Origin of the sequence: Streptomyces sp. NPDC101237, from assembly GCF_044767465.1 — a bacterium.
Lineage (GTDB): Bacteria > Actinomycetota > Actinomycetes > Streptomycetales > Streptomycetaceae > Streptomyces > Streptomyces gramineus.
Genome location: NZ_JBIWNY010000039.1, coordinates 19,676 through 40,261 on the forward strand (window position 1 = coordinate 19,676; position 20,586 = coordinate 40,261).

General features: G+C 74.2%; 21 protein-coding genes. 6 read left to right on the forward strand and 15 right to left on the reverse strand.

Translation table 11 applies throughout. The features are described from left to right. Positions 1 to 33: 33 nt before the first annotated feature. The 5 genes from ACIRQ9_RS36935 to infC all read right to left on the reverse strand — a co-directional run bounded on the left by ACIRQ9_RS36935 (position 34) and on the right by infC (position 3,763). Positions 34 to 1,179 carry a sensor histidine kinase gene (locus tag ACIRQ9_RS36935; protein WP_404184019.1) on the reverse strand — a complete coding sequence of 382 codons (1,146 nt, stop codon included), beginning with the start codon at positions 1,177 to 1,179 and terminating at the stop codon, positions 34 to 36. A 53-nt stretch (positions 1,180 to 1,232) separates the two neighbouring features. After that, entirely contained in the window at positions 1,233 to 2,087 is an 855-nt protein-coding gene (locus ACIRQ9_RS36940) for a TrmH family RNA methyltransferase (RefSeq protein ID WP_404184022.1), read from the reverse strand. A 208-nt stretch (positions 2,088 to 2,295) separates the two neighbouring features. Continuing rightward, positions 2,296 to 2,679, reverse strand: a complete 384-nt coding sequence (gene rplT, locus ACIRQ9_RS36945) for a 50S ribosomal protein L20 (protein ID WP_018549117.1) — start codon at positions 2,677 to 2,679, stop codon at positions 2,296 to 2,298. 98 nt (positions 2,680 to 2,777) lie between these two features. Continuing rightward, a complete protein-coding gene (gene rpmI, locus ACIRQ9_RS36950) occupies positions 2,778 to 2,972 on the reverse strand; it encodes a 50S ribosomal protein L35 (protein WP_404184026.1) in 195 nt (64 codons plus the stop codon). Positions 2,973 to 3,106: 134 nt separating this feature from the next. Continuing rightward, the gene (gene infC, locus ACIRQ9_RS36955; protein ID WP_404184125.1) at positions 3,107 to 3,763 is read right to left on the reverse strand and encodes a translation initiation factor IF-3; all 657 of its coding nucleotides are present in this window, start codon (positions 3,761 to 3,763) and stop codon (positions 3,107 to 3,109) included. A 400-nt stretch (positions 3,764 to 4,163) separates the two neighbouring features. Here infC and ACIRQ9_RS36960 point away from each other — a divergent pair, with 400 nt between their 5' ends. Continuing rightward, entirely contained in the window at positions 4,164 to 4,538 is a 375-nt protein-coding gene (locus ACIRQ9_RS36960) for a DUF1844 domain-containing protein (protein WP_351320351.1), read from the forward strand. 3 nt (positions 4,539 to 4,541) lie between these two features. Here ACIRQ9_RS36960 and ACIRQ9_RS36965 read toward each other — a convergent pair whose 3' ends face one another. Next, positions 4,542 to 5,273, reverse strand: coding sequence for an SseB family protein (locus tag ACIRQ9_RS36965; protein WP_404184029.1), 732 nt, complete (start codon positions 5,271 to 5,273; stop codon positions 4,542 to 4,544). Between the two features lie 150 nt (positions 5,274 to 5,423). Here ACIRQ9_RS36965 and ACIRQ9_RS36970 point away from each other — a divergent pair, with 150 nt between their 5' ends. Then, positions 5,424 to 6,428: a serine hydrolase gene (locus tag ACIRQ9_RS36970; RefSeq protein WP_404184032.1), complete on the forward strand. Its 1,005-nt coding sequence runs from the start codon at positions 5,424 to 5,426 to the stop codon at positions 6,426 to 6,428. 100 nt (positions 6,429 to 6,528) lie between these two features. Here the strand turns inward: ACIRQ9_RS36970 and mycP are convergent, their stop codons facing one another. Both mycP and ACIRQ9_RS36980 read right to left on the reverse strand, forming a co-directional pair. Beyond that, positions 6,529 to 7,692, reverse strand: coding sequence for a type VII secretion-associated serine protease mycosin (gene mycP, locus ACIRQ9_RS36975; protein ID WP_404184035.1), 1,164 nt, complete (start codon positions 7,690 to 7,692; stop codon positions 6,529 to 6,531). Next, a complete protein-coding gene (locus ACIRQ9_RS36980; protein WP_404184038.1) occupies positions 7,689 to 9,686 on the reverse strand; it encodes a hypothetical protein in 1,998 nt (665 codons plus the stop codon). The genes mycP and ACIRQ9_RS36980 overlap by 4 nt, the downstream gene beginning before the upstream one ends. A gap of 261 nt (positions 9,687 to 9,947) precedes the next feature. Here ACIRQ9_RS36980 and ACIRQ9_RS36985 point away from each other — a divergent pair, with 261 nt between their 5' ends. Then, entirely contained in the window at positions 9,948 to 11,150 is a 1,203-nt protein-coding gene (locus tag ACIRQ9_RS36985) for an amino acid deaminase/aldolase (RefSeq protein ID WP_404184041.1), read from the forward strand. Between the two features lie 48 nt (positions 11,151 to 11,198). Here the strand turns inward: ACIRQ9_RS36985 and ACIRQ9_RS36990 are convergent, their stop codons facing one another. Genes ACIRQ9_RS36990 through ACIRQ9_RS37000 form a run of 3 tightly spaced genes read right to left on the reverse strand, consistent with a single transcriptional unit; the run spans position 11,199 to position 14,733 of the window. Next, positions 11,199 to 11,990, reverse strand: a complete 792-nt coding sequence (locus ACIRQ9_RS36990) for a 3-oxoacyl-ACP reductase (protein WP_404184044.1) — start codon at positions 11,988 to 11,990, stop codon at positions 11,199 to 11,201. Beyond that, the gene (locus ACIRQ9_RS36995; protein ID WP_404184047.1) at positions 11,987 to 13,366 is read right to left on the reverse strand and encodes an aldehyde dehydrogenase family protein; all 1,380 of its coding nucleotides are present in this window, start codon (positions 13,364 to 13,366) and stop codon (positions 11,987 to 11,989) included. Before ACIRQ9_RS36995 ends, ACIRQ9_RS36990 begins: the two co-directional genes overlap by 4 nt. Positions 13,367 to 13,374: 8 nt before the next feature. Next, positions 13,375 to 14,733, reverse strand: a complete 1,359-nt coding sequence (locus ACIRQ9_RS37000; protein ID WP_404184050.1) for a glutamine synthetase family protein — start codon at positions 14,731 to 14,733, stop codon at positions 13,375 to 13,377. A gap of 95 nt (positions 14,734 to 14,828) precedes the next feature. Between ACIRQ9_RS37000 and ACIRQ9_RS37005 the strand changes: the two genes are divergently transcribed. Beyond that, positions 14,829 to 15,563 (forward strand): FadR/GntR family transcriptional regulator, encoded by a 735-nt coding sequence (locus ACIRQ9_RS37005; protein WP_404184052.1) that lies wholly within the window; start codon positions 14,829 to 14,831, stop codon positions 15,561 to 15,563. A 99-nt stretch (positions 15,564 to 15,662) separates the two neighbouring features. Next, a complete protein-coding gene (locus ACIRQ9_RS37010; RefSeq protein WP_404184055.1) occupies positions 15,663 to 16,349 on the forward strand; it encodes a gamma-glutamyl-gamma-aminobutyrate hydrolase family protein in 687 nt (228 codons plus the stop codon). Between the two features lie 23 nt (positions 16,350 to 16,372). On the opposite strand, the gene ACIRQ9_RS37015 is transcribed toward ACIRQ9_RS37010, so the two are convergent. After that, on the reverse strand, positions 16,373 to 17,302 hold the full coding sequence (locus tag ACIRQ9_RS37015) for a LysR family transcriptional regulator (RefSeq protein ID WP_404184058.1): 930 nt from the start codon (positions 17,300 to 17,302) through the stop codon (positions 16,373 to 16,375). A 70-nt stretch (positions 17,303 to 17,372) separates the two neighbouring features. On the opposite strand from ACIRQ9_RS37015, the gene ACIRQ9_RS37020 reads away from it, so the two are divergent. After that, positions 17,373 to 18,491, forward strand: coding sequence for a TDT family transporter (locus ACIRQ9_RS37020; protein ID WP_404184061.1), 1,119 nt, complete (start codon positions 17,373 to 17,375; stop codon positions 18,489 to 18,491). Here ACIRQ9_RS37020 and ACIRQ9_RS37025 read toward each other — a convergent pair. From ACIRQ9_RS37025 to ACIRQ9_RS37035, 3 genes are all read right to left on the reverse strand, one after another. After that, complete coding sequence (locus ACIRQ9_RS37025) at positions 18,403 to 19,119, reverse strand: helical backbone metal receptor (RefSeq protein ID WP_404184063.1); 717 nt, start codon at positions 19,117 to 19,119, stop codon at positions 18,403 to 18,405. The two genes, ACIRQ9_RS37020 and ACIRQ9_RS37025, sit on opposite strands and share 89 nt — an antisense overlap. Further along, complete coding sequence (locus ACIRQ9_RS37030) at positions 19,119 to 19,688, reverse strand: helix-turn-helix domain-containing protein (RefSeq protein ID WP_404184065.1); 570 nt, start codon at positions 19,686 to 19,688, stop codon at positions 19,119 to 19,121. The genes ACIRQ9_RS37025 and ACIRQ9_RS37030 overlap by 1 nt, the downstream gene beginning before the upstream one ends. Before the next feature lie 151 nt (positions 19,689 to 19,839). Further along, positions 19,840 to 20,190 carry a hypothetical protein gene (locus ACIRQ9_RS37035; protein ID WP_404184068.1) on the reverse strand — a complete coding sequence of 117 codons (351 nt, stop codon included), beginning with the start codon at positions 20,188 to 20,190 and terminating at the stop codon, positions 19,840 to 19,842. Between the last annotated feature and the right edge of the window lie 396 nt (positions 20,191 to 20,586).

Genomic DNA, 20,586 nt, shown 5'->3' on the forward strand with positions numbered 1-20,586 from the left:
CGGGGTGGAGGTGTACGAAGAGCCCGTGGGCCGTCAGGCGAGATACGCCGGAGTGCTCACGGGCAGGGTAAATCGGAACTCGGCGCCGCCGCTCGCGGCGCGTCCGACGGTGATGGTGCCGCCGTGGGCCTCGACGATGCCCTTGACGATGTAGAGCCCGAGCCCGGTGCCACCACGCTTGCTGCCCCGCCAGAAGCGGGTGAAGACGCGGTTCATGGACTCCTCCGGGATGCCGGGACCCTCGTCGCTCACGGTGACCGACGTGGCCGTGTTGTCGAGGTCGTCCCCTTCGCGGGGGGACACCGACGGCGTGACGTCAATGGTGACGGTTCCCTCGCCGTGCCGCACCGCGTTTTCGATGAGGTTGCTGAGGACCTGGTCGACCTTGTCGGGATCGGCCCACAGGGCGGGCAGCGGCTGCTCGATGCGGAGCAGGAAGCGGTCGGCGGGCTGACCCGCGGCGACGTAGGCCTGGATGTGCCGGCCGACGGCCGCGCCGATGTCCACGGGCTGGCGGCGCAGCTCCAGGCGTCCGCTGTCGATCCGCGAGATGTCCAGCAGCTCGGCGATGAGCCGGGTGACCCGGTCGGCGTCCGCGTCGACCGTCTCCAGCATCAGGCGTTTCTGGTCGTCGGTGAACCGCTCCCACTTGGCGAGCAGCGTGGCGGTGAAGCCCTTGACGGAGGTCAGCGGGGAGCGCAGCTCGTGGGCGACGGTGGCGATCAGCTCGGCGTGGCTGCGTTCGGTGCGGCGGCGCGCCTCGGTGTCCCGCAGCGACACGACGACGCGGCGGACCGGCCCGGTGGGCTCCGCGCGCATGTAGGCGGCGGTCACCAGGACCTCCCGGCCGCCGGGCAGCAGCAGGTTCCGCTCGGGCTGGCCGACCCGGATGGCGAGTCCGCCGTAGGGGTCGGTGATCTGCCACCACCGCCTGCCCTCCAGGTCCTCCAGGGGCAGGGCCTTCTCCAGCCGCTGTCCGAGGGCGTCGGCGGGGGCGGTCGCGGTGATCCGGGCGGCGGCGGCGTTGAAGCAGACGACGACGCCGTGCTCGTCGGCGACCACCAGGCCGTCGGGCAGGTCGTCGGGTTCCATGCCGAGCCCGGTGAGGGTGCCCTGCCGGGGTGCGGGCACGCCTCGGGGGCCGCGGCCGCCCGGCGCGTTGCTGGTGCCGACACTCATCCCCGTACTCCACCTCTCAGACGGCGCAGCAGGCCCCCGAGCTGGTCACCCTACTAGCTCTCGGTGACGGAACGGCACCCTCCGGAGGCGCGCTGTGCACGGGCCGTTGCGTAGAGACATACGGCGGCGGCGGTGGCGAGGTTCAGGCTTTCGGCCTTCCCGTGGATCGGGACGCGCACGACGGCGTCCGCGAGCGCGCGGGTCTCCTCCGGGAGCCCCCAGGCCTCGTTCCCGAACACCCAGGCCGTGGGCCCGCCCATGGTGCCCTTGTCGAGCTCGTCGTCGAGGTCGTCGGTGCCGGCCCCGTCGGCGGCGAGGACCCGCACGCCGGCGGCCCGCAGTCCGGCGACGGCCTGGTCGACGGGCACCCCGACGGCGACCGGCAGGTGGAAGTGCGAGCCGACGGAGGCGCGCACGGCCTTCGGGTTGTAGAGGTCGACGGAGGCGTCGGTCAGGACGACGGCCTCGGCTCCGGCCGCGTCGGCGCACCGCAGCACGGTCCCGGCGTTGCCGGGGTCGCGGACGTGGGCGAGGACGGCGACGAGCTTCGGGCGGGCGGCGAGGACGGCCTCGAAGGGGGTGTCCAGGAACCGGCAGACGCCGACCAGTCCCTGCGGGGTGACGGTGGTGGAGATGTCGGCGATGACCTCGTCGGAGGCCAGGTGGATCCGGGCGCCGGCGTCGCGGGCGGCGCCGACGATGTCGGCGTGGCGCTCCGCGGCCTCGACGGTCACGAAGAGTTCGACGAGCGTCGGCAGGTCGCCGACCCGGTGCCCCGCGGCCTCCCGCACGGCCTGCGGCCCCTCGGCGAGGAACAGCCGGTCCTTGCCCCGGAAGTTCCGCTTCTCCAGCCGCCGGGCGGCGGCGACGCGTGCGGAACGGGGGGAGATCAGCTCGGGGCTGGGCATGTATCGATCACTTTCGAGGATGCGCGACGGGAAAGCGCCCCGTCAGGGGCGCGGGGCTGTACGTGATCTGCGGCTGCCGCCGCGTGGGCGCGAGCACCCCCCACCGGCCCGCGGCCGAACACAGGGCCGGCGGACCGCAACAAACAGGACCCGCAGGCCCTGGAGCCTGCGGGTCCTCACGTCACGTCGGCCAGAGCCAGCGCCAGTGTCACGCGGCCTTCGGCGCGTTGACGTCGGCCGGCAGAGCCTTCTGCGCGACCTCGACGAGCGCGGCGAACGCGCCGGCGTCGTTGACGGCCAGCTCGGCCAGGATCTTGCGGTCGACCTCGACGTTCGCGGCCTTCAGACCCTGGATGAAGCGGTTGTACGTGATGCCGTTGGCGCGGGCAGCGGCGTTGATGCGCTGGATCCACAGCTGACGGAAGTCGCCCTTGCGCTTCTTGCGGTCGTTGTAGTTGTAGACCAGCGAGTGGGTGACCTGCTCCTTGGCCTTGCGGTACAGGCGCGAACGCTGACCGCGGTAGCCGGAGGCCGCCTCGAGGATCGCCCGGCGCTTCTTGTGGGCGTTGACTGCCCGCTTGACGCGTGCCACTTGTTAACTCCTTGTAGCGGGGCCGCGGTTGGACTCACGCGGCCCGGAAACGACTGGGTCCCGGATCTGACTTCAGGGCGCCGGCGGGCGCCCGCGCGTCACTTGCCGAGAAGCTTCTTGATCTTCGCGGCGTCGCCCGGGGCCATCTCGGCGGTGCCGGTGAGGCGGCGCGTCACGCGGGACGACTTGTGCTCGAGCAGGTGGCGCTTGCCGGCGCGCTCACGCAGGACCTTGCCGGAGCCGGTCACCTTGAAGCGCTTGCTGGCACCGCTGTGCGTCTTGTTCTTCGGCATAGCGCCGTTATCTCCTCGTCGATGGCGCTCCGGTGCCCGGTCGTGAAACCGGGCACGGTGGAACGTCGCTCTTGTATCGGTTACATCCTGGGACTCGCGCCCCTGGGTGCTGACCTGGGGCGGTTGCCCCGGGATCACGCCTCCGCAGGCTCCTCGGCAGGCTCCTCGACGGGCGCCTCGGCCTCCAGCTCGGCAGCGTTCTGCGACTTGCCGGGGTTGGCCTTCGCTTCGGCCTTGCGGGCTTCCTGCGCCTGCCTGGCCTCGGCCATCGCCTCGGTCTTCTTCTTGTGCGGACCGAGAACCATGATCATGTTCCGGCCGTCCTGCTTCGGGTTCGACTCGATGAAACCGAGGTCCTGGACGTCCTCCGCGAGACGCTGCAGCAGCCGGTAGCCCAGCTCGGGCCGGGACTGCTCGCGACCACGGAACATGATCGTGATCTTGACCTTGTCGCCCTGCTTGAGGAACCGTACGACGTGACCCTTCTTGGTGTCATAGTCGTGCGGGTCGATCTTCGGCCGGAGCTTCATTTCCTTGATGACCGTGTGCGCCTGGTTCTTGCGCGCCTCACGGGCCTTCATGGCCGACTCGTACTTGAACTTGCCGTAGTCCATGAGCTTGCAGACCGGCGGGCGGGCGCTCGCCGCGACCTCGACCAGGTCGAGGTCGTACTCCTGCGCAAGCTCCAGTGCCTTGGCCAGGGGGACGATGCCCACCTGCTCGCCACTGGGACCGACAAGTCGCACCTCGGGAACGCGAATCCGGTCGTTGATGCGGGGCTCGGTGCTGATGGATCCTCCTCGGTAGCACCACGCGACGGTCTGGCGGACAGCCGCGTAACGTATCTGTTCGTAAGACCTAACCGCACCGAAGCACAAAAAATGCCCCGGACGATCACAGGCAGGGCTCCTCGAACTACCGGAGCACCGCCGCGGGGATCGCGGGGCGCACTATCGGACGGAACGCCGTCGCCGAACAGGCGAAGCGACCGTCTGACCGGTGACCCGCCGCCCGGCAGGGCGGTCAGGTGGGAGTTCGAAGCCTCCACTTGTGGGCCGGGTGGGTGAGCCGTGAGGCATACCTGTCCGGCCGGTCGTCACACAAGGTTAGCAGCAAAGCCTGGAGAGGACCAATCGGGACGTCCCGGGGCCAGGTCGGAGACCGGGCCCCGCTGCGCCTATCGTGTGCGTCATGAGTGAGACGCCCCTTCCCGGTGCCGGTGACGCCGGCCAGCCCGACTTCGACGAGATGACCCGCGACATCGCCGAGGTCCCCGCGGTCGAGGTGATCGTGACCGTCGCCGTCAACCTGATGAGCGCCGCGGCCGTGAAGCTCGGTCTGACCGAGGAGGGCGACAAGTACAAGGACCTGGACGAGGCCCGCAAGCTGGTCAGCGCCCTCGCCGGCCTCCTCGACGCGTCCGCCACCGAGATCAGTTCCTTCCACGCGGCGCCGCTGCGCGACGGCCTGAAGTCGCTCCAGCTGGCCTTCCGCGAGGCCTCGCTCGTCCCGGACGAGCCCGGCCAGGGTCCCGGCGAGAAGTACACCGGCCCGATCTACGGCTAGCGGTCAGTTCCTCACGTACAAGGGCTCGCCCGGCGGCGTGGTCCCGGCCGGCAGCAGTGCCAGGTCGAGGCCGCGGACCAGGCGGGCCCGCAGTGTCTCGTCGGCGGCCAGCCGCTCGGCGACCGCCCGGGCGGTCTCGGCGGCCGGCGCGGTCTCGTCCAGGACCAGGGCCAGGGTGCCGTCGGCCCGCCCCGGCCCGAGGTGGGCACGGCGCACGGCGGGCTGGTCGGCCAGCACCGTGCGGACGGCCTCGATCACGGCCGGGTCGGCCAGCGGATCGGCCGTCGCGCGCCCCTCCGCGAGCGCGAGCAGCACCGGTCCGGTCAGTTCGAACGGGACCGGCCCGGCGAGGTCCAGCACCACCGTGTCCGCCTTCTCGTGCGCGGCGGCCCGCAGCGCCTGGTGCAGCGGCACGGCGACGGGCCGCGCCGCCGGGTCCCAGCGGGCCAGCGACTCGGTGCAGGTGAACGCGGGCAGCGCGGTGCGGGCGCCGGCCCGCAGGGTGGGGACCGCCATGTCGCTGGTCTTCTCGCGGCGCAGCCCGTTCTCGTCCTCCTCCACCTCACCGAGGACGGCGACCACGGGGACGAGCAGCCGGGCGTCCTTCAGGGCCGCCAGGACCGGTCCCACCGCCGTGCGGTCCTGCGCCCAGGCGGTCAGTGCCGCGGTCAGCCGGGGGTCGGCGGAGCCGTCGTCGGCGGAGTAGCCGGGGTCGGGAATGTTCTTGTTCGCCACGGTCACCGACCCTATCGGGGGGATGCTGCTGCGGTTGTGCGGCCCCCGAAACCGGCCCGACACCGTTTTCACGGGATTCTCAGACATCCCTGACCTCCCTCTAACGTCCGGCAAACGGACCGCACAGTCGCCGCCCCGAGCATCGCGGGCATGGAGTCCTCCAGAGCCACCCCGGGATCCCGGCGGGGAGACCGCCGCCGTGCCAGGACCCGGCGCCGGGTCCTCCTCCACGTCTGCCTCGCCACGGCCGCCGTCGTCGGCGCGACCGCGGTGGGCGCCGGGTACGTGAAGGCGCACGCGGGCGACGGCGGCGCCGTATCCTCGGCCGGGTCGCCGGCGCGCTCCTCCACTTCCTCGGCACCGGCGGGCGGGGAGGCGTCGGTGGAACCCGTGACGGAGCCGGTCGTGGACCGGAACGCCCTGCTGGACACGGCGATGAGGGCGGTGACCGTGCCCTCGGGGGCGGAGGTGTCGGCGGCCGTCCTCGATCTGGACTCCGGCGACAGCGCGGTCCACGGTGACGGCGCGTTCGACACCGCGAGCATCGTCAAGGTCGACATCCTGGCCGCGCTGCTCCTGCGGGCGCAGGACGCCGGGCGGCGGCTGACGGCGGCGGAGAAGGCGTACGCGGTGAAGATGATCGAGAACAGCGACAACGCGTCCGCGTCCGCGCTGTGGGAGGTCATCGGCGAGGCGGCGGGTCTGGACGCGGCGAACGCGCGTTTCGGGCTGACCGGGACGGAGGGCGGCGCGGAGGGGCTGTGGGGGCTGACCCAGACCACCGCGGCGGACCAGCTCGTCCTGCTCCGGCAGGTGTTCGGGGACGAGTCGGAGCTGAGCGAGGCCTCGCGGTCGTACCTGAGGGATCTGATGGGGTCGGTCGAGGCCGATCAGCGGTGGGGGGTCTCGGCCGCCGCCGACGGGTCGGGGCCGGCGCTGAAGAACGGGTGGCTGGCGCGGAGTTCGACCGGACTGTGGGACGTCAACAGCATCGGCCGGGTGACGGCGGGCGGGACCCGATACCTGGTCGCGGTGCTGTCCAGGGGGACGGTGAGCCAGGCGGCGGGGATCGCGCTGGTGGAGGCGGCGGCGAAGGCGGCGGTGGGGTCGTTCGCTCGGGGCGGCTCGTCCGCGTCCGCCTCGGCCGCGCCGTAGGGGCTGGGACACGGGGGGCTCGGTGCGGGGCGCGCGCGGGTCACCAACGCCCGTCCCGGGCGCCGCGGTGCGGGGTGTTCGGGAAGGACCGGTCGGCGGGTCAGGTGATCCGGCGGCGACCGCGCCACAGGACGACCGCCGCGACCAGGAGCACGCCGCCCGCGCCGCCCGCCAGCGGGGCCGCCCAGTCCGTCGCGCTCGTCGCCGTCCTCCCGGTGTCCGGGCCCGGACCGAAGTACTTCCGGCCGTACGACGCCGACGTCAGGTTCTGGGTCCGCAGCCCGGCCGCGTCCTTGATCGCCGCCGCCGGGTCGATCATGCCGAAGCCCCTGGAGTCGTCGCGGCCGCCGGACGGCGCGTCGCGGGCGGTGTCCTCCAGGAGCTTCTTGACCTGGGCCGGGGTGAGGCCGGGGCGGGCGGACTTGATCAGGGCCACCGCGCCCGACACGAAGGCCGAGGCGGCGCTCGTGCCCCAGCCCTCGTAGTACCGGTGGTCCGGGTCGGCGATGACGATGTCGACGCCGGGCGCGCTGACCGTGGCGTACCAGCGGCGGGTGGAGAAGGCGGCGCGGGTGCCGAACTTGTCCACCGCGGTGGCGGCGATGACACCGGGGTAGGCGGCCGGGTAGGAGATGTGGTCGCCCTTGTCGCCGCCGTTGCCGGCCGAGGCGACGACCACGACGTCCTTCTTCAGGGCGTACTGGATGGCCTCGTCCTCGCTGGGCTCGGGGTGCGCGGAGTCGGAGTCGTCGCCCAGCGAGAGGTTGATGACGTCGGCGCCGTGGTCGGCGGCCCAGCGGATGCCCTCGGCGAGGGCGTTGCCGCGGGTGGAGCGGGCCTTGCCGCGGGCGCTGTCGCCGTCTTCGAGGATGACGCGGACGGGCAGGATCCTGGCCTCGGGCGCGACGCCCATGACGCCTTCGCCGTTGCCGTACCCGTGGCCGTGACCGGCGATGATGCCGGCCATGGCGGTGCCGTGCCGGGCCCAGTCGCGCTGGCCCTGCCGGGCGCCGAAGCCGATCATGTCCTTGGTGGGCAGGACGTTGCCCGCCAGGTCGGGATGGCCGGCCTCGACGCCGGTGTCCAGGACCGCCACGGTGACGCCCTTGCCCTTGGTGGTCCGCCAGGCCTCGTCGAGGTGCAGGGCGGACAGGCCCCACTGCTGGGCGCGGATGCTGTCCGCGTAGGCCGTCGTGGACGGCAGCAGGGCGAGCGAGCCGGCGATCAGCAGGCTCAGGGCGGCCCCGGTCGCGCGGCGCTTCATGAGGGCTTCTCCGTTGCCGTGCCTGCGGTGTTCTGCCGCAGTCGCCGTTCGATGCGGTCGGCCAGGCCCTGCGCCTCGTTGCCGAGGCCGGCCTGGGCCGCGGCCGTGGTGGCGCCGGACGCCTCCGCGTCGGCCGCGGACTGCGGGGTGTCGACGGTGCGGCCGTCGGCCCAGCCGGAGACGGCGTAGGCGACGACCGGGGCGTCGGTGAGCACGGAGACCGTCCAGGAGGCCCGCTGCCGCTTGCCGAACCGTTCGGCGGCGGTGCCCTTGGCGGCGTACGGGAGCGGCATCAGGTCGGTGCGGCGGTCCAGGTGCTCGTCCTCGAACCGTTTGGCGAGGGCGGTCATCCCGGCCGGTTCGGCGTTGGTGAACAGCAGCCCGACGGTCGTCACGTAGCTCTGGGTGGCGTCGGTGTAGGTGGCCCGGATCAGGCGGCGGCAGCCGACGGGGGCGAGTGCCTTGCGCAGCAGCGGATCGAAGGCGCCGGCGCACCCGGTGGCCGGGGCGACGGCGATCCGGGTCCAGGTGCGGTCGGCGCCGCCGGGGCCCGCGCCGGTGCCCTGCACGGTGGGCGGGAAGAGGTCGTCGACGGGCACGTCGTGCCAGAGTCCGGCGGCGGAGCCGAAGCTGGTGGCGGCGCTCGCGCCGGTGTCGTCGTCGACGAGCCAGCTGCCGGTCACCGCTCCGCCGATGAGTCCGAGCCCGAGCACCACGCAGGCGGCGGCAGCGGCGGTCCGCGGCGCCACCCGTCTGACCAGGGACCGTCCCCATCCCCGCTCGTCGTAGCCCTCGGGTTCGCCGAAGGTGACAACGGGCCGGTTCCGGCCGGGAGTTCCGGCGGCGGCGGTCCAGGACATGGCGGGGTCGGGCAGCGGGCCGGTGGTGCCGGCGGCGGGCGGAGGTGTCGCGGGGTGGGGCGGGAGCGGTGGGGCGGCGGGCGCGGGAGGCCGCGTGGGACGGGGCGGCGGCGCGGCCTGCGGAGGCGCCGCGGGGCGCGGCGGGGCCGTCGGCATCGGGAAGGTCCGCTGGTGCGGGCTCCACGCCGCGCCGGGTTCCGGTGCGGCGAGGGAGGCCGGGACGTCTCGCGACCCCTGGGGACGCCTGGTGCCGGGCGGAGCGGAGGAGGCTCCGGCCGCGTCCGGGGAGGTCCGCGGTCTGTCGACGGCGCCGGGGGTGCGGTGCGGGGCGGCCGGTTCCGGGAGGGACCCGGGCCGCCGGGTCGCGGGGCCGAGCCGGTACGGCCGGGAGGACGTGCCGCGACCGCTCTCACGAAGGGACGGCCCGTCGTCCCGGCGGGCCGCGCCGGTCGTTCCGGACGGCTCGCTCCCGCGGTCGGCCGGGCCGAAGGCGGGCTCCGGTCGCGTCCCGCGGTCCTCGCGCCCGGCGGGCGCGCGCGGTCCGGTCCGGTCGCCGCCCCGGCCGGGAGCGGCGGACGGGGTGCCACTGCCGTCCCGGCCGGACGGCGTGAACGGCTCGTCCCGGCGGTCCTCGCCCACCGGGGTCGCCGCCGGCGCGGTCCGGTCGGGGCGGACGGCGGTGCCGGCGGGCGGGGTGTCGGGGAAGCGGGCCGAGGCGGGAGGCGGGGGCGCGGCGGACGGGCCCTGCGGGGGCCGGAGGTCGGGGTGGCGCGGGCGGGTGATGCGCTCGGCGGGTGCCGGGCGGCCGGCCGGCCGGTCCTCCGTGCTCTGTTCGCCCTGCGCCACCGCACCGCCCCGACTCGTCCGGTCCTCACGACCCAGCTGTGCACCGGACGGTCCCGGCGGCTGGTCCTGCCCGGTGGTGTCGGCGCTGTCAGTGGATACGTCGGACCGGTGCGGCCGGTTCATCCGGGGCGGCCGCTCGAAGAATCCCGGTCGGTCGGTCCGGCCGGTCACGTCGGTCCGGCCGGTCCCGTCGGCGGCGCCGGGCGCGCCGTCCTGGCCGTCCACGGCGGGCGCGGGGTCGGACGAGGGGCGTCGCGGGACCGGGGCGTGCCGCGCTTCCGTGCTCATGCGCCCCCGTCTCCTCCTGCCCGGGCCGATACCGCGTACGGGCCGGCGGCTCCCCCGGCACGGCGACTTCCGCTCCGGGCAGGCATACCCGCGCACAGGATCCGCATCCCCGCGCGGGGATGGCGACCGGGCTCGCCGCGCCGTACGTGCGCGTCACTCTACGGGTTGCGCGAGGGCGATCGGGAACCAGTCCACGACCGCGGGGCATCTGCCCGTATCGTCCCCCTACCCTGCGGTAATCCTGTCTGGCAGGCTTCGTTCATGACTGCGCGCGCCGCTGACCGGGCCCGTTACGACCGGGCCACCGCCCACCTGGACGCCCCTCTCGCGATCGTCGATCTGGAGGCGTTCGACGCCAACGCGGACGATCTCGTGCGCCGGGCCGGCGGCAAGCCGGTTCGGGTCGCGAGCAAGTCCGTTCGCTGCCGGCACCTGCTGGAACGGGTCCTGGCGAAGGACGGCTTCGCCGGGATCATGTCGTTCACCCTCGCGGAGTCCCTGTGGCTCGCGCGCTCCGGGTTCGACGACGTCCTGCTGGCCTATCCGTCCGCCGACCGGGCCGGGTTCGCCGAGCTGGCCGCCGATCCGAAGCTGGCCGCCGCCGTGACGGTGATGATCGACGACCCGGCGCATCTCGACCTGATCGACGCGGCTCGCGACGGCGGGCGCGAAGTGGTCCGGGTCTGCCTGGAGTTGGACACCGCGCTGAAGCTGTTCGGGGGCCGGGTGCGGGTCGGGGCCCGGCGGTCGCCGCTCCACTCCCCCGCCCAGCTCGCCGACCTGGCGCGGACCGTGGCCCGGCGGCCGGGCTTCGAACTGGTCGGGATCATGGCGTACGAGGGGCACGTCGCCGGGGTCGGCGACAAGGTCGCCGGGCGGCCGTTGCGCTCTCGCGCGGTCCGCCTGATGCAGGCCACCGCCCGCCGTGAACTGGCCGAGCGGCGCGCGGCGGTGGTGCGGGCGGTCCGGGCGGTGGCGCCGAACCTGGAGTTCGTCAACGGCGGCGGCACCGGCAGCGTGCAGAGCACGGCGGCCGAGGACGCGGTCACCGAGATAGCGGCCGGGTCGGGACTGTACGTGCCGCGGCTCTTCGACAACTACACGTCGTTCACCGGCCGTCCGGCCGCGCTGTTCGCGATGCCGGTGGTCCGGCGGCCCGGTGTCGGCGTGGTGACCGTTCTCGGCGGCGGCTACCCGGCCTCGGGTGCCGCGGGCCCCGACCGGCTGCCGGTGCCGTACCTGCCGCAGGGGCTCTCGTACGACCCGCAGGAGGGGCCCGGCGAGGTGCAGACCCCGCTGCTGGGCTCCGCCGCGGACGACCTGCTGATCGGCGACAAGGTGTGGTTCCGGCACGCCAAGGCGGGTGAGCTGTGCGAGCGCTTCGCGGAGCTGCACCTGGTCGAGGGCGACCGGGTGACGGCGACCGTGCCGACCTACCGGGGCGAGGGCCACACCTTCCTCTGACCTTCCGGTCCCTCGGCGGTCCGGGACCGCCGAGGGACCCGGCGGCCGCTACAGGGGGGTCACGTACGCGCCGGAGATCCCGCCGTCCACCAGGAAGTCGCTGGCGTTGACGAACGAGGAGTCGTCGCTGGCGAGGAAGGCGACGGCGGCGGCGATCTCGTCGGCCTCGGCGAACCGGCCGAGCGGGATGTGGACCAGGCGCCGGGCGGCCCGCTCGGGGTCCTTGGCGAACAGCTCCTGCAACAGCGGGGTGTTGACCGGTCCGGGGCACAGGGCGTTGACGCGGATGCCCTCGCGGGCGAACTGGACGCCCAGTTCCCGCGACATGGCCAGCACGCCGCCCTTGGACGCGGTGTAGGAGATCTGCGAGGTGGCCGCGCCCATCCGGGCCACGAAGGACGCGGTGTTGATGATGGAGCCCTTGCCCTGGCGCCGCATGTAGGGGATGGCGGCCTTGCAGCACAGGTACACGGAGGTGAGGTTGACCTCCTGGACACGCTTCCAGGCCTCCAGGCCGGTCTCCAGGATGGAGTCGTCGTCGGGGGGCGAGATGCCGGCGTTGTTGAAGGCGACGTCGACGCTGCCGTAGGCGTCGAAGGCCGTCCTGAAGAGGGCTTCGACCTGTTCGGCGTCGGTGACGTCGACCTTCACGAAGATTCCGCCGACCTCCTCGGCGGCGGCCTTGCCGCGGGTCTCGTCGACGTCGCCGCAGACGACGTGGGCGCCCTCGGAGGCGAGCCGCCGCGCGGTGGCGAGACCGATGCCGCTGCCGGCTCCGGTGATGACGGCGGTACGGCCGACGAGTCGGCGGCAGACGGTCTCTTCGGTGGATGCGGTCACTGTGCGGGGCCCTCCGTGCTGATGAAGACGTTCTTGGTCTCGGTGAAGGCGGTGAGCGCGTCCGGGCCGAGTTCGCGGCCGATCCCCGACTGCTTGTAGCCGCCGAAGGGGGTCCAGTAGCGGACGCTGGAATGGGAGTTGACGGACAGGTTGCCGGCCCTGACGGCCTGGGAGACGCGCAGCGCGCGGCCGACGTCCCGGGTCCACAGCGAGCCGGAGAGGCCGTAGTCGGTGTCGTTGGCCAGGCGGACCGCGTCGGCCTCGTCGTCGAAGGGGATGACGACGGCGACCGGGCCGAAGACCTCCTCGACGGCCACGCGGGCCCGGGGGTCGACGCCGGTGAGGACGGTCGGCGGGAACCAGAAGCCGGGGCCGTCGGGAGCCGTGCCGCGGATGCCGGGCGCCTCGGCGTCGACGTACGAACGGACGCGGTCCAGCTGGGACCTGGAGATCAGCGGGCCCATGTCGGTCTTCTCGTCGGCCGGGTCGCCGACGGTGACGGACGCGACGGCGGGGGCGAGGAGTTCCAGGAAGCGGTCGTGGACGGAGCGCTGCACCAGGACGCGGGTGCGGGCGCAGCAGTCCTGCCCTGAGTTGTCCAGGAAGGACATGGGGGCGGCGGCCGCGGCGGCCTCGATGTCGGCGTCGGCGAAGACGATGTTGGGGCTCTTGCCGCCGAGTTCGAGGGTCACGCGTTTCACCTGGTCGGCGCAGAGCGCCATGATGCGCTTGCCGACGCGGGTGGAGCCGGTGAACACGATCTTGGCGACACCGGGGTGCCGGACCAGGGCCTCGCCCGTGATGTCGCCGCGGCCGGGAAGCACCTGGAAGAGGTGCTCGGGAAGGCCTGCCGCCAGGGCGAGTTCGGCGAGCCGGAGCGCGGTGAGGGGGGTGGTCTCGGCGGGTTTCAGGATGACCGCGTTGCCGGCCGCGAGGGCGGGTGCGGTGCCCCAGGCCGCGATCGGCATCGGGAAGTTCCAGGGCGCGATGACGGCGACGACCCCGAGGGGTTCGAGGAGGGTGATGTCGAGGCCGCCGGGGACCGGGATCTGGCGTCCCGTCAGCCGTTCCACACCGCCGGCCGCGTAGTCGAGCAGGTCGCGGACGTTGCCCGCCTCCCAGCGGGCGTTGCCGATGGTGTGCCCGGCCTCCTTCACCTCCAGCCGGGCCAGTTCCTCGCGGTGTTCGTCGACCGCGACGGCGAACCGGCGCAGCAGCCTGGCCCGTTCGCCGGGTGCGAGCGCGGCCCACCGCCGCTGGGCCTCGGCACCCCGTCGTACGGCGGTGTCGACGTCCTCCGCCACGGCCCCGGGGACGGTCGCGATCACCTCCGCCGTGGCCGGGTCGAGGACGTCGAGTGCGTACTGGTGCGACAAGTGGTGCCTCACATGCGTTCGAAGGAGCGGCGCAGCTCCCAGTCGGTCACCGCGGCGTCGTAGGCGGCCAGCTCGACGCGGGCCATGTTGCGGTAGTGGGCGACGACCTCGTCGCCGAAGGCGGCCCGTGCGACGGGGCTGTTCTCCCACAGCTCGGCGGCCTCCCGGAGCGTGGTCGGGACGTGCGCGAAGTCGGCGGCGTAGGCGTTGCCGGGGCAGGGTTCGGGGAGTTCGAGCTTGTGCTCGACGCCGTACAGGCCGGCCGCGACCAGGCCGGCGACGGCTAGGTGCGGGTTGACGTCGCCGCCGGGCAGCCGGTTCTCGAACCGCAGCGAGCGGCCGTGGCCGACGACCCGGAGGGCGCAGGTGCGGTTGTCGTGGCCCCAGGCGACGGCGGTCGGGGCGAAGGAGCCCGGCTGGAACCGCTTGTAGCTGTTGATGTTGGGCGCGTACAGGAGCGAGAAGTCCCGCAGGGCGGCCAGCTGTCCGGCGAGGAAGTGGCGCATCAGCTCGGACATGCCGTCCGCGGCGGCGAAGGCGTTGGCGCCGTCCGCGTCGGCCAGCGACAGGTGGATGTGGCAGGAGTTGCCCTCCCGCTCGTTGTACTTGGCCATGAAGGTGAGGGAGACGCCCTCCTGGGCGGCGATCTCCTTGGCGCCGGTCTTGTAGATCGCGTGCTGGTCGCAGGTGACCAGCGCCTCGTCGTAGCGGAAGACGATCTCGTGCTGGCCCGGGTTGCACTCGCCCTTGGCGGACTCGACGGTCAGTCCGGCGCCCGCCATGTCGTTCCGGATCCGGCGGAGCAGCGGCTCGATCCGGCCGGTTCCGAGGACCGAGTAGTCGATGTTGTACTGGTTGGCCGGGGTCAGTCCGCGGTAGTTCGCGTCCCAGGCGGCCTCGTAGGTGTCCTTGAACACGATGAACTCCAGCTCCGTACCGACCTGTGCGGTGCAGCCGAGTTCGGCGAGGCGTTCCAGCTGGCGGCGGAGGATCTGCCGGGGCGCGGCGACGACGGGGGTGCCGTCGTTCCAGGCGAGGTCGGCGATGAGCATCGCGGTGCCCGGGTTCCAGGGCACGCGGCGGAGGGTGGCGAGGTCGGGGTGCATGGCGAAGTCGCCGTAGCCGCGGTCCCAGGAGGACATGGCGTAGCCCTCGACGGTGTTCATCTCGGTGTCGACGGCGAGCAGGTAGTTGCAGCCCTCGGTGCCGTGGCGCAGGACCTCGTCGAGGAAGAAGCGGGCCGCGAACCGCTTTCCCTGCAGTCGCCCTTGCATGTCGGGGAAGGCCAGGACGACAGTGTCGATCTCGCCGCCCGCGACGAGGGTGTGCAGTTCCTCGACGCTGAGCGGGGGTGTGCGGTCTGCCACGGGAGGACTCCTTGGGCTTCAACGCGCTGCTTCGGCCGGGCCGGGAGTTCTAAGGTATGGGTGAGAACCATTGCTTGGGAAGGGGGCACGGCCCTATGTCGCCGGATGCGGACGGCACCCTCGACGACCCGTTGACGCCGGTCCTGCGGCCGGTTCGGGCGGGCAACGGCTTCGAGGAGGCGCTGGAGCAGATCCTCCAGGTCGTCCGGCTGGGCCTGGTTCCGGGCGGCGGCCGGCTGCCCGCCGAGCGGGAGCTGGCGGACCGGCTCGGGATCAGCCGGGTCACGCTGCGCGAGGTGCTGAAGGTGCTCCAGGACCAGGGGCTGGTGGAGTCGCGGCGCGGGCGCTACGGCGGCACGTTCGTGCTGCCGCGCGCCGACGCGGGCGGCGAGGACGAGCTGCGGCGCCGGATCGCCGAGGTCGACATCGAGGACGTGCTGCGCTTCCGCGAGGTCCTGGAGGTGGGCGCGGCCGGGCTGTGCTCGGCGCACGGGCTGTCCGAGGAGCAGGCGGACCGGCTGCGCGACGCGCTGGCCCGCACCCACGAGGCGCCGCTCGCGGACTACCGGCGCCTGGACACGCTGCTCCACCTCACGATCGCCGAGCTGTGCGGCTCGCCGTCGCTGACCGCCCAGTACGCGGCCGTGCGGGCGAGGGTCAACGACCTCCTGGACTGCATCCCGCTGCTGGTGCGCAATTTGGAGCACTCGCAGCGCCAGCACACCGCCCTGGTCGAGGCGGTCCTGGACGGCGACGCGGACGGCGCCCGGGAGATGATGCGCGAGCACTGCGCGGGGACGGCGGCCCTGCTGCGGGGGTTCCTGGCCTGACCGCCGCCCTTCCCGGCCGGCCCGGCCGCCGACCGGCGCGCCCCGGCCGCGTGCGCGTATAAAGGTGTGCGGGAGCACCTTTACGACCGGGGAGGGTCCATGGCCGGACGGCCGCTGATCGGCGTGAGCACCTATCTGGAGGCCGGCACCCGCTGGGGCGTCTGGGAGCTGGAGGCGGCCTTGCTGCCGGCCGGCTACCCGCGCCTGGTCCAGCGGGCGGGCGGCCTGGCCGCGCTGCTGCCGCCGGACGACCCGCGCCACGCGACGGCGGCGGTGGCCCGGCTGGACGGCCTGGTGATCGCGGGCGGCCCGGACGTGGAGCCGGTCCGCTACGGCGCCGCACCCGACCCGCGCACCGGCCGCCCCGCGCGCGACCGGGACGCCTGGGAGCTGGCCCTGATCGACGCGGCGCTGGCCGCGGGCACCCCGCTGCTCGGGATCTGCCGGGGCATGCAGCTGCTGAACGTCGCCCTGGGCGGCACGCTCGTCCAGCACATCGACGGCCACGCGGAGGTGCCCGGCGTCTTCGGACACCACGGGGTCAAGCCGGTTCCCGGCACCCGGTACGCGGCCACCGTCCCGGAGGAGACCGACGTCCCCACCTTCCACCACCAGGCGGTCGACCGCCTCGGCGCCGGGCTGCTGCCCTCGGCGCACGCGGCGGACGGCACGGTCGAGGCGATCGAGCTGCCCGAGGGCCGGGGCTGGGTTCTCGGCGTCCAGTGGCATCCGGAGATGGGCGAGGACCTGCGGGTGATGCGGGCGCTGGTCGCGGCCGCGGCCTGACCCGCCCCCGCGGCGGGCCGCCCTCAGCCGCGGGTCAGGGTGAGGAGGTCGCGGGCCGGTCCCGCCGGGCGGTGGCCCGTCGGCCAGACCGCCCGCAGGTCGCGCCGGAGCGCGACGCCCTCCACCGGGACGCTCACCAGGCGGCGCATCGCCAGCTCCTCGCCCACCGCCAGTTCGCTCAGGACCGCCGGGCCGGCGCCGCTGACCGCCGCCGCCTTGACCGCAGTCGTCGACGACAGCTCGATCAGCGGACGGGCCAGGCCGCCCAGCGCCGCGTCGAGGACCTGGCGGGTCCCCGAGCCGCGCTCCCGCAGGATCAGCGGGGTGGCCGCCAGTTCCCGGGCCGCCACCCGGCGCCCGCGGCGGGCCCACGGATGCGCCGGGGCCGCCACCACGATCAGACGGTCATGGGCTATCACCGTGGAGTCCAGACCCTGCGGAACCGTCAGCCCCTCCACGAAGCCCAGGTCCGCCTCGTCCCTGAGCAGCCGCTCGGCCACGGCCGCGGAGTTCCCGGCCAGCAGCGAGACCGCCGTGCCGGGACGCTGCGCCCGCAGCGCGAGCAGCCAGCCCGGCAGCAGGTATTCGGCGATGGTCATGCTCGCCGCCACCCGCAGCCGCGAGTCCCGCCGGTCCCGCAGCGCCTGCGCCCCCACGTCGAAGGCCTCCGCCGCCTCCACCACCCGCCGCGCCCAGTCGGTCACCAGCGCGCCCGCGTCGGTGAGCCGGGAGCCGCGCGGCGAGCGGTCGACGAGGGCCACGCCCAGCTGCCGTTCCATCGAGCGGATCCGGCTGCTGGCCGCCGGCTGGGTGATGCCGACCTCCCGGGCCGCGGCGCCGAGACTGCCCAGCCGGGCCACCGCCAGCAGCAGTTCCAGCGCGCCGAGATCCGGGACGCGGTGCGCCAGTGTCCCGCCCGCCGCCCGGTCCCCCGTCCCGTCCGTCTCGCTCATAAGACCAGCTTATGTCCTCATAGAGAAGGACTCCCTGGTCGGCGGCGCGAAGCCGCGGGACCGTGGAGGCATGGTCACCGCAGTCCGGCATCTCGGCCCCCACTGGTACGCCTCCGTCATGGGCACCGCCGCCGTGGCCCTCGGCGGCGCCGCCGTCGCCGGCGACGGCCCGCGCGAGCTGTTCGTCGCCGTCTGGGCCCTGTCCCTGCTGCAGCTGCTGGCCGTGCTCGCCGCCCGCGCCCTGCACTGGATCCACCATCGCGACCAGGCCCTCGCCCACCTCGCCGACCCGGCGGTCGCGCCCTTCTACGGCTGCCTCGCCATGGCCCTGCTCGCGGTCGGCGGCGGAGCCCTCGTCCTCGGACGGGACTGGATCGGCGAACCGGCGGCGGTGGCCCTGGACGCGGTGCTGTTCGCCGCCGGTACGGCCGTGGGGCTCGCGGCCGCCGTCGCCGTGCCCTACCTGCTGGCCGTACGGCACCGGGCCGAGCCCGGACAGGCCACCCCGGCGTGGCTGCTGCCGCTGGTCGCGCCGATGGTGTCGGCCGCGCTCGGCCCGAAGCTGGTGCCCCACCTGCCGCCGGGCCAGCCGCGCGCGACCCTGCTCTACGGCTGCTTCGCGCTCTTCGGAATGAGTCTGCTGGCGACGCTGCTGATGCTGACGCTCGTCTTCGCCCGGCTCGTCACCAGCGGCCCGCTGCCGCTCGCGCTCACCCCCACGGTCTTCCTGGTGCTGGGCCCGCTCGGGCAGTCCACGACCGCGGTCGGCGCCTTCGCGGACCTCGCGCCCGGCGTGGTGCCGCCCCCGTACGCCGCCGGGTTCGGCCTTCTCGCCGTCCTCTACGGCGTTCCGGTCATGGGGTTCGCGCTGCTGTGGCTGGCGCTGGCGCTCGCGCACGTGGTCCGGGCACGGCGGCAGGGCATGCGGTTCGCCATGACGTGGTGGGCGTTCACCTTCCCGGTGGGGACCTGCGTCACGGGCGCCGCCGCGCTGGGCCGGCACACCGGGCTCGCGGTCTACGACGGGCTGGCGGCGGTTCTGTACGCGCTGCTCGTCGCCTGCTGGCTGGCGGCCGCCGCCGGCACGGTCCGCGGACTCGTCAGCGGGCGGCTGCTCGCAGCGCCCGGTCCAGCACCCGCGGCGCCTTCGCCAGTGACGGTCCGTACCACGTCAGGTGCCGTCCGCTGACGAGCGCGCAGGGCAGGCCGGGGAACGCCTCGGGGCCGTCGGCGGCGGTGAAGCGGTAGGGCTCGTCCGGGAGGACGACCAGGCCGGGCCGGGCCGCGTTCAGCTCCTCGACGGGGACGCGCGGGTACCGCTCGGGGTGGGCGTCGTACAGGTTCCCGACCCCCAGCCGCCTCAGGACGTCCCCCGCGAAGGTGTCCCGGCCGAGGACCATCCAGGGCCGCCGCCAGATCGGCACGACCGCGCGCGCACGGGACTCGGGCACCGGCGCCGACCAGGCCTCCTCGGCCTCGTCCAGCCAGCGCGGGCGGGTGCGCGCCCCGCACGCGGTCAGCACCCTGTCCAGCTCGCCGAAGGCCTGCGTCACCCCTCGCACCTCGGTGACCAGCACCCGCGCCCCGGCCGTCCGCAGCGCGTCGAGGTCGGGGGCGCGGTTCTCCTCCTCGTTGGCGATCACCAGGTCGGGGGCGAGGCCGAGGATCCGCTCCAGCCGGGGGTTCTTGGTACCGCCGACACGGGCGGCGGACAGATCGGCCGGACGGGTGCACCAGTCGGTGGCCCCGACGACGACTCCGGGCAGCGTTTCGGCGACCGCCTCGGTGAGCGAGGGCACCAGGGAGACGACACGCATCAGCGGGGTCGGTCCTGGACCGCCTCGATGTGCTCCGCCACCGCCACCACGATCACCCGGGTGTCCGGGACCGTCGCCCGCCACCGGTGGCGGACCCCACCGGTGAGGTAGAGCGTGTCGCCGCGGCCCAGGCGATAGGCGCGGCCCTCGGCCTCGACCTCCACCGCTCCGTCCGCGACGTACATCAACTCGTCGTTGCGGTGCTGGAATTCGCGGCCCGCGTCGTGGTCGCCGGTGAACTCCGAGGCGTGCAGCTGGTGGTGGCCGCGCACCAGGGAGCGCACCGCGCGCGCGAAGTCCGGCTCGGCGGCGTCGGCGCGGACGACGTCCACGCTGCACGCCGGGTCGGCGGCGGCGAGGAGTTCGACGGCCGTGGTGCGCAGGGCGTCGGCCAGCTTCTCCAGCGAGGTGCGGCTGGGCCGCGCCCGGTCGTTCTCGATCTGGCTCAGGAAGGGCACCGACAGGCCGCTGCGCTCGGCCACGACGGCGAGGGTGAGCTCCAGCGCGCGGCGACGCCGCCGGACTGCCGCGCCCACCCGCACGGGCTGCTGGTCTTTGTGGTCGCCCATCGCTCCGGCTCCCTCCTTCGCTCGTCGGTCCGTCCACCGGGTGCCCCGATTCGGCCGGGCTCCCTCTGTCGGCTTGTCTGCACCCTACGCATGTTCGGCAAACCGTTTCAGGCGGGCGTCACATCCCCGTCACGTCGGGTGAGCGCGACCCTCACAGTTCGCGCCAGTGGCGGCGCCCGCCGGGCACCGTCTCCGCCCGCCGGACGAAGTCGCCGGTCAGGAGGGCCGCGGAGGCGCCGGCGCCGGTGAGCGGGGTGGCCGGCCGGCCTGCGAGGGCACGGCCGCCGCCGGGCGTGCGCGGGTGCGTTCCGGTCGGCCGGGCCGGAACGGCGTCGTGGCCGCGGGGCGACCAGCTGCCGAAGTCGTCACGCAGGCGTCGGCCCTCGATCGGGACGAGGGGGTGCCCGAAGGGTTCAATGCGCGCGCGGGCCCCGATGTTCCCCGCGCTTGCGCCGGGACCGGCCCGCCCCGGGCGGGGCGCTGATCCGCGTACGCCTGCCACCGGCTGAAGTCCCCTGGACCGGGGCGGAGTTGGCGGTCGCCGGTGCGGCGGAGACGGTGGTGGCCGGTGGGTGCCGTGGTGCCGCTGCGGACCGCTGTGCCGTCCGGGGCGTCCTGGGCGCGGGGCGACGGAGCAGGGGGCGCGCCGCACGCGCGGTCGGGCGCTCCGGCCCGCTCGGCCACGAGGCTTGGGTAATGCCTTAGCGCTATGTGGTTGGCCGGATCCTTTTCGTAGGCGAGGGTCCGTCCGCGGGTGCCGTCGGCGGATGGGGAGCGGCGGCCGGTCCCGGGACCGAGGCGGCTTCTCCGGGTGCGCGGACCGGCGGGGGGCGGCGACGACGACCGTGCGAGAGCCGCCGCGGCGGGGGCGACGACGACCGTGCGGGAGACGCCGCGG

What these genes read in the sequence shown, in the direction of transcription:
- ACIRQ9_RS36935 (WP_404184019.1), bottom strand. Translation starts at nt 1,179, where the DNA reads ATGAGTGTCGGCACCAGCAACGCGCCGGGCGGCCGCGGCCCCCGAGGC.
- ACIRQ9_RS36940 (WP_404184022.1), bottom strand. Translation starts at nt 2,087, where the DNA reads ATGCCCAGCCCCGAGCTGATCTCCCCCCGTTCCGCACGCGTCGCCGCC.
- rpmI (WP_404184026.1), bottom strand. Translation starts at nt 2,972, where the DNA reads ATGCCGAAGAACAAGACGCACAGCGGTGCCAGCAAGCGCTTCAAGGTG.
- ACIRQ9_RS36960 (WP_351320351.1), top strand. Translation starts at nt 4,164, where the DNA reads ATGAGTGAGACGCCCCTTCCCGGTGCCGGTGACGCCGGCCAGCCCGAC.
- ACIRQ9_RS36970 (WP_404184032.1), top strand. Translation starts at nt 5,424, where the DNA reads ATGGAGTCCTCCAGAGCCACCCCGGGATCCCGGCGGGGAGACCGCCGC.
- mycP (WP_404184035.1), bottom strand. Translation starts at nt 7,692, where the DNA reads ATGAAGCGCCGCGCGACCGGGGCCGCCCTGAGCCTGCTGATCGCCGGC.
- ACIRQ9_RS36980 (WP_404184038.1), bottom strand. Translation starts at nt 9,686, where the DNA reads ATGAGCACGGAAGCGCGGCACGCCCCGGTCCCGCGACGCCCCTCGTCC.
- ACIRQ9_RS36985 (WP_404184041.1), top strand. Translation starts at nt 9,948, where the DNA reads ATGACTGCGCGCGCCGCTGACCGGGCCCGTTACGACCGGGCCACCGCC.
- ACIRQ9_RS37005 (WP_404184052.1), top strand. Translation starts at nt 14,829, where the DNA reads ATGTCGCCGGATGCGGACGGCACCCTCGACGACCCGTTGACGCCGGTC.
- ACIRQ9_RS37010 (WP_404184055.1), top strand. Translation starts at nt 15,663, where the DNA reads ATGGCCGGACGGCCGCTGATCGGCGTGAGCACCTATCTGGAGGCCGGC.
- ACIRQ9_RS37015 (WP_404184058.1), bottom strand. Translation starts at nt 17,302, where the DNA reads ATGAGCGAGACGGACGGGACGGGGGACCGGGCGGCGGGCGGGACACTG.
- ACIRQ9_RS37020 (WP_404184061.1), top strand. Translation starts at nt 17,373, where the DNA reads ATGGTCACCGCAGTCCGGCATCTCGGCCCCCACTGGTACGCCTCCGTC.
- ACIRQ9_RS37025 (WP_404184063.1), bottom strand. Translation starts at nt 19,119, where the DNA reads ATGCGTGTCGTCTCCCTGGTGCCCTCGCTCACCGAGGCGGTCGCCGAA.
- ACIRQ9_RS37030 (WP_404184065.1), bottom strand. Translation starts at nt 19,688, where the DNA reads ATGGGCGACCACAAAGACCAGCAGCCCGTGCGGGTGGGCGCGGCAGTC.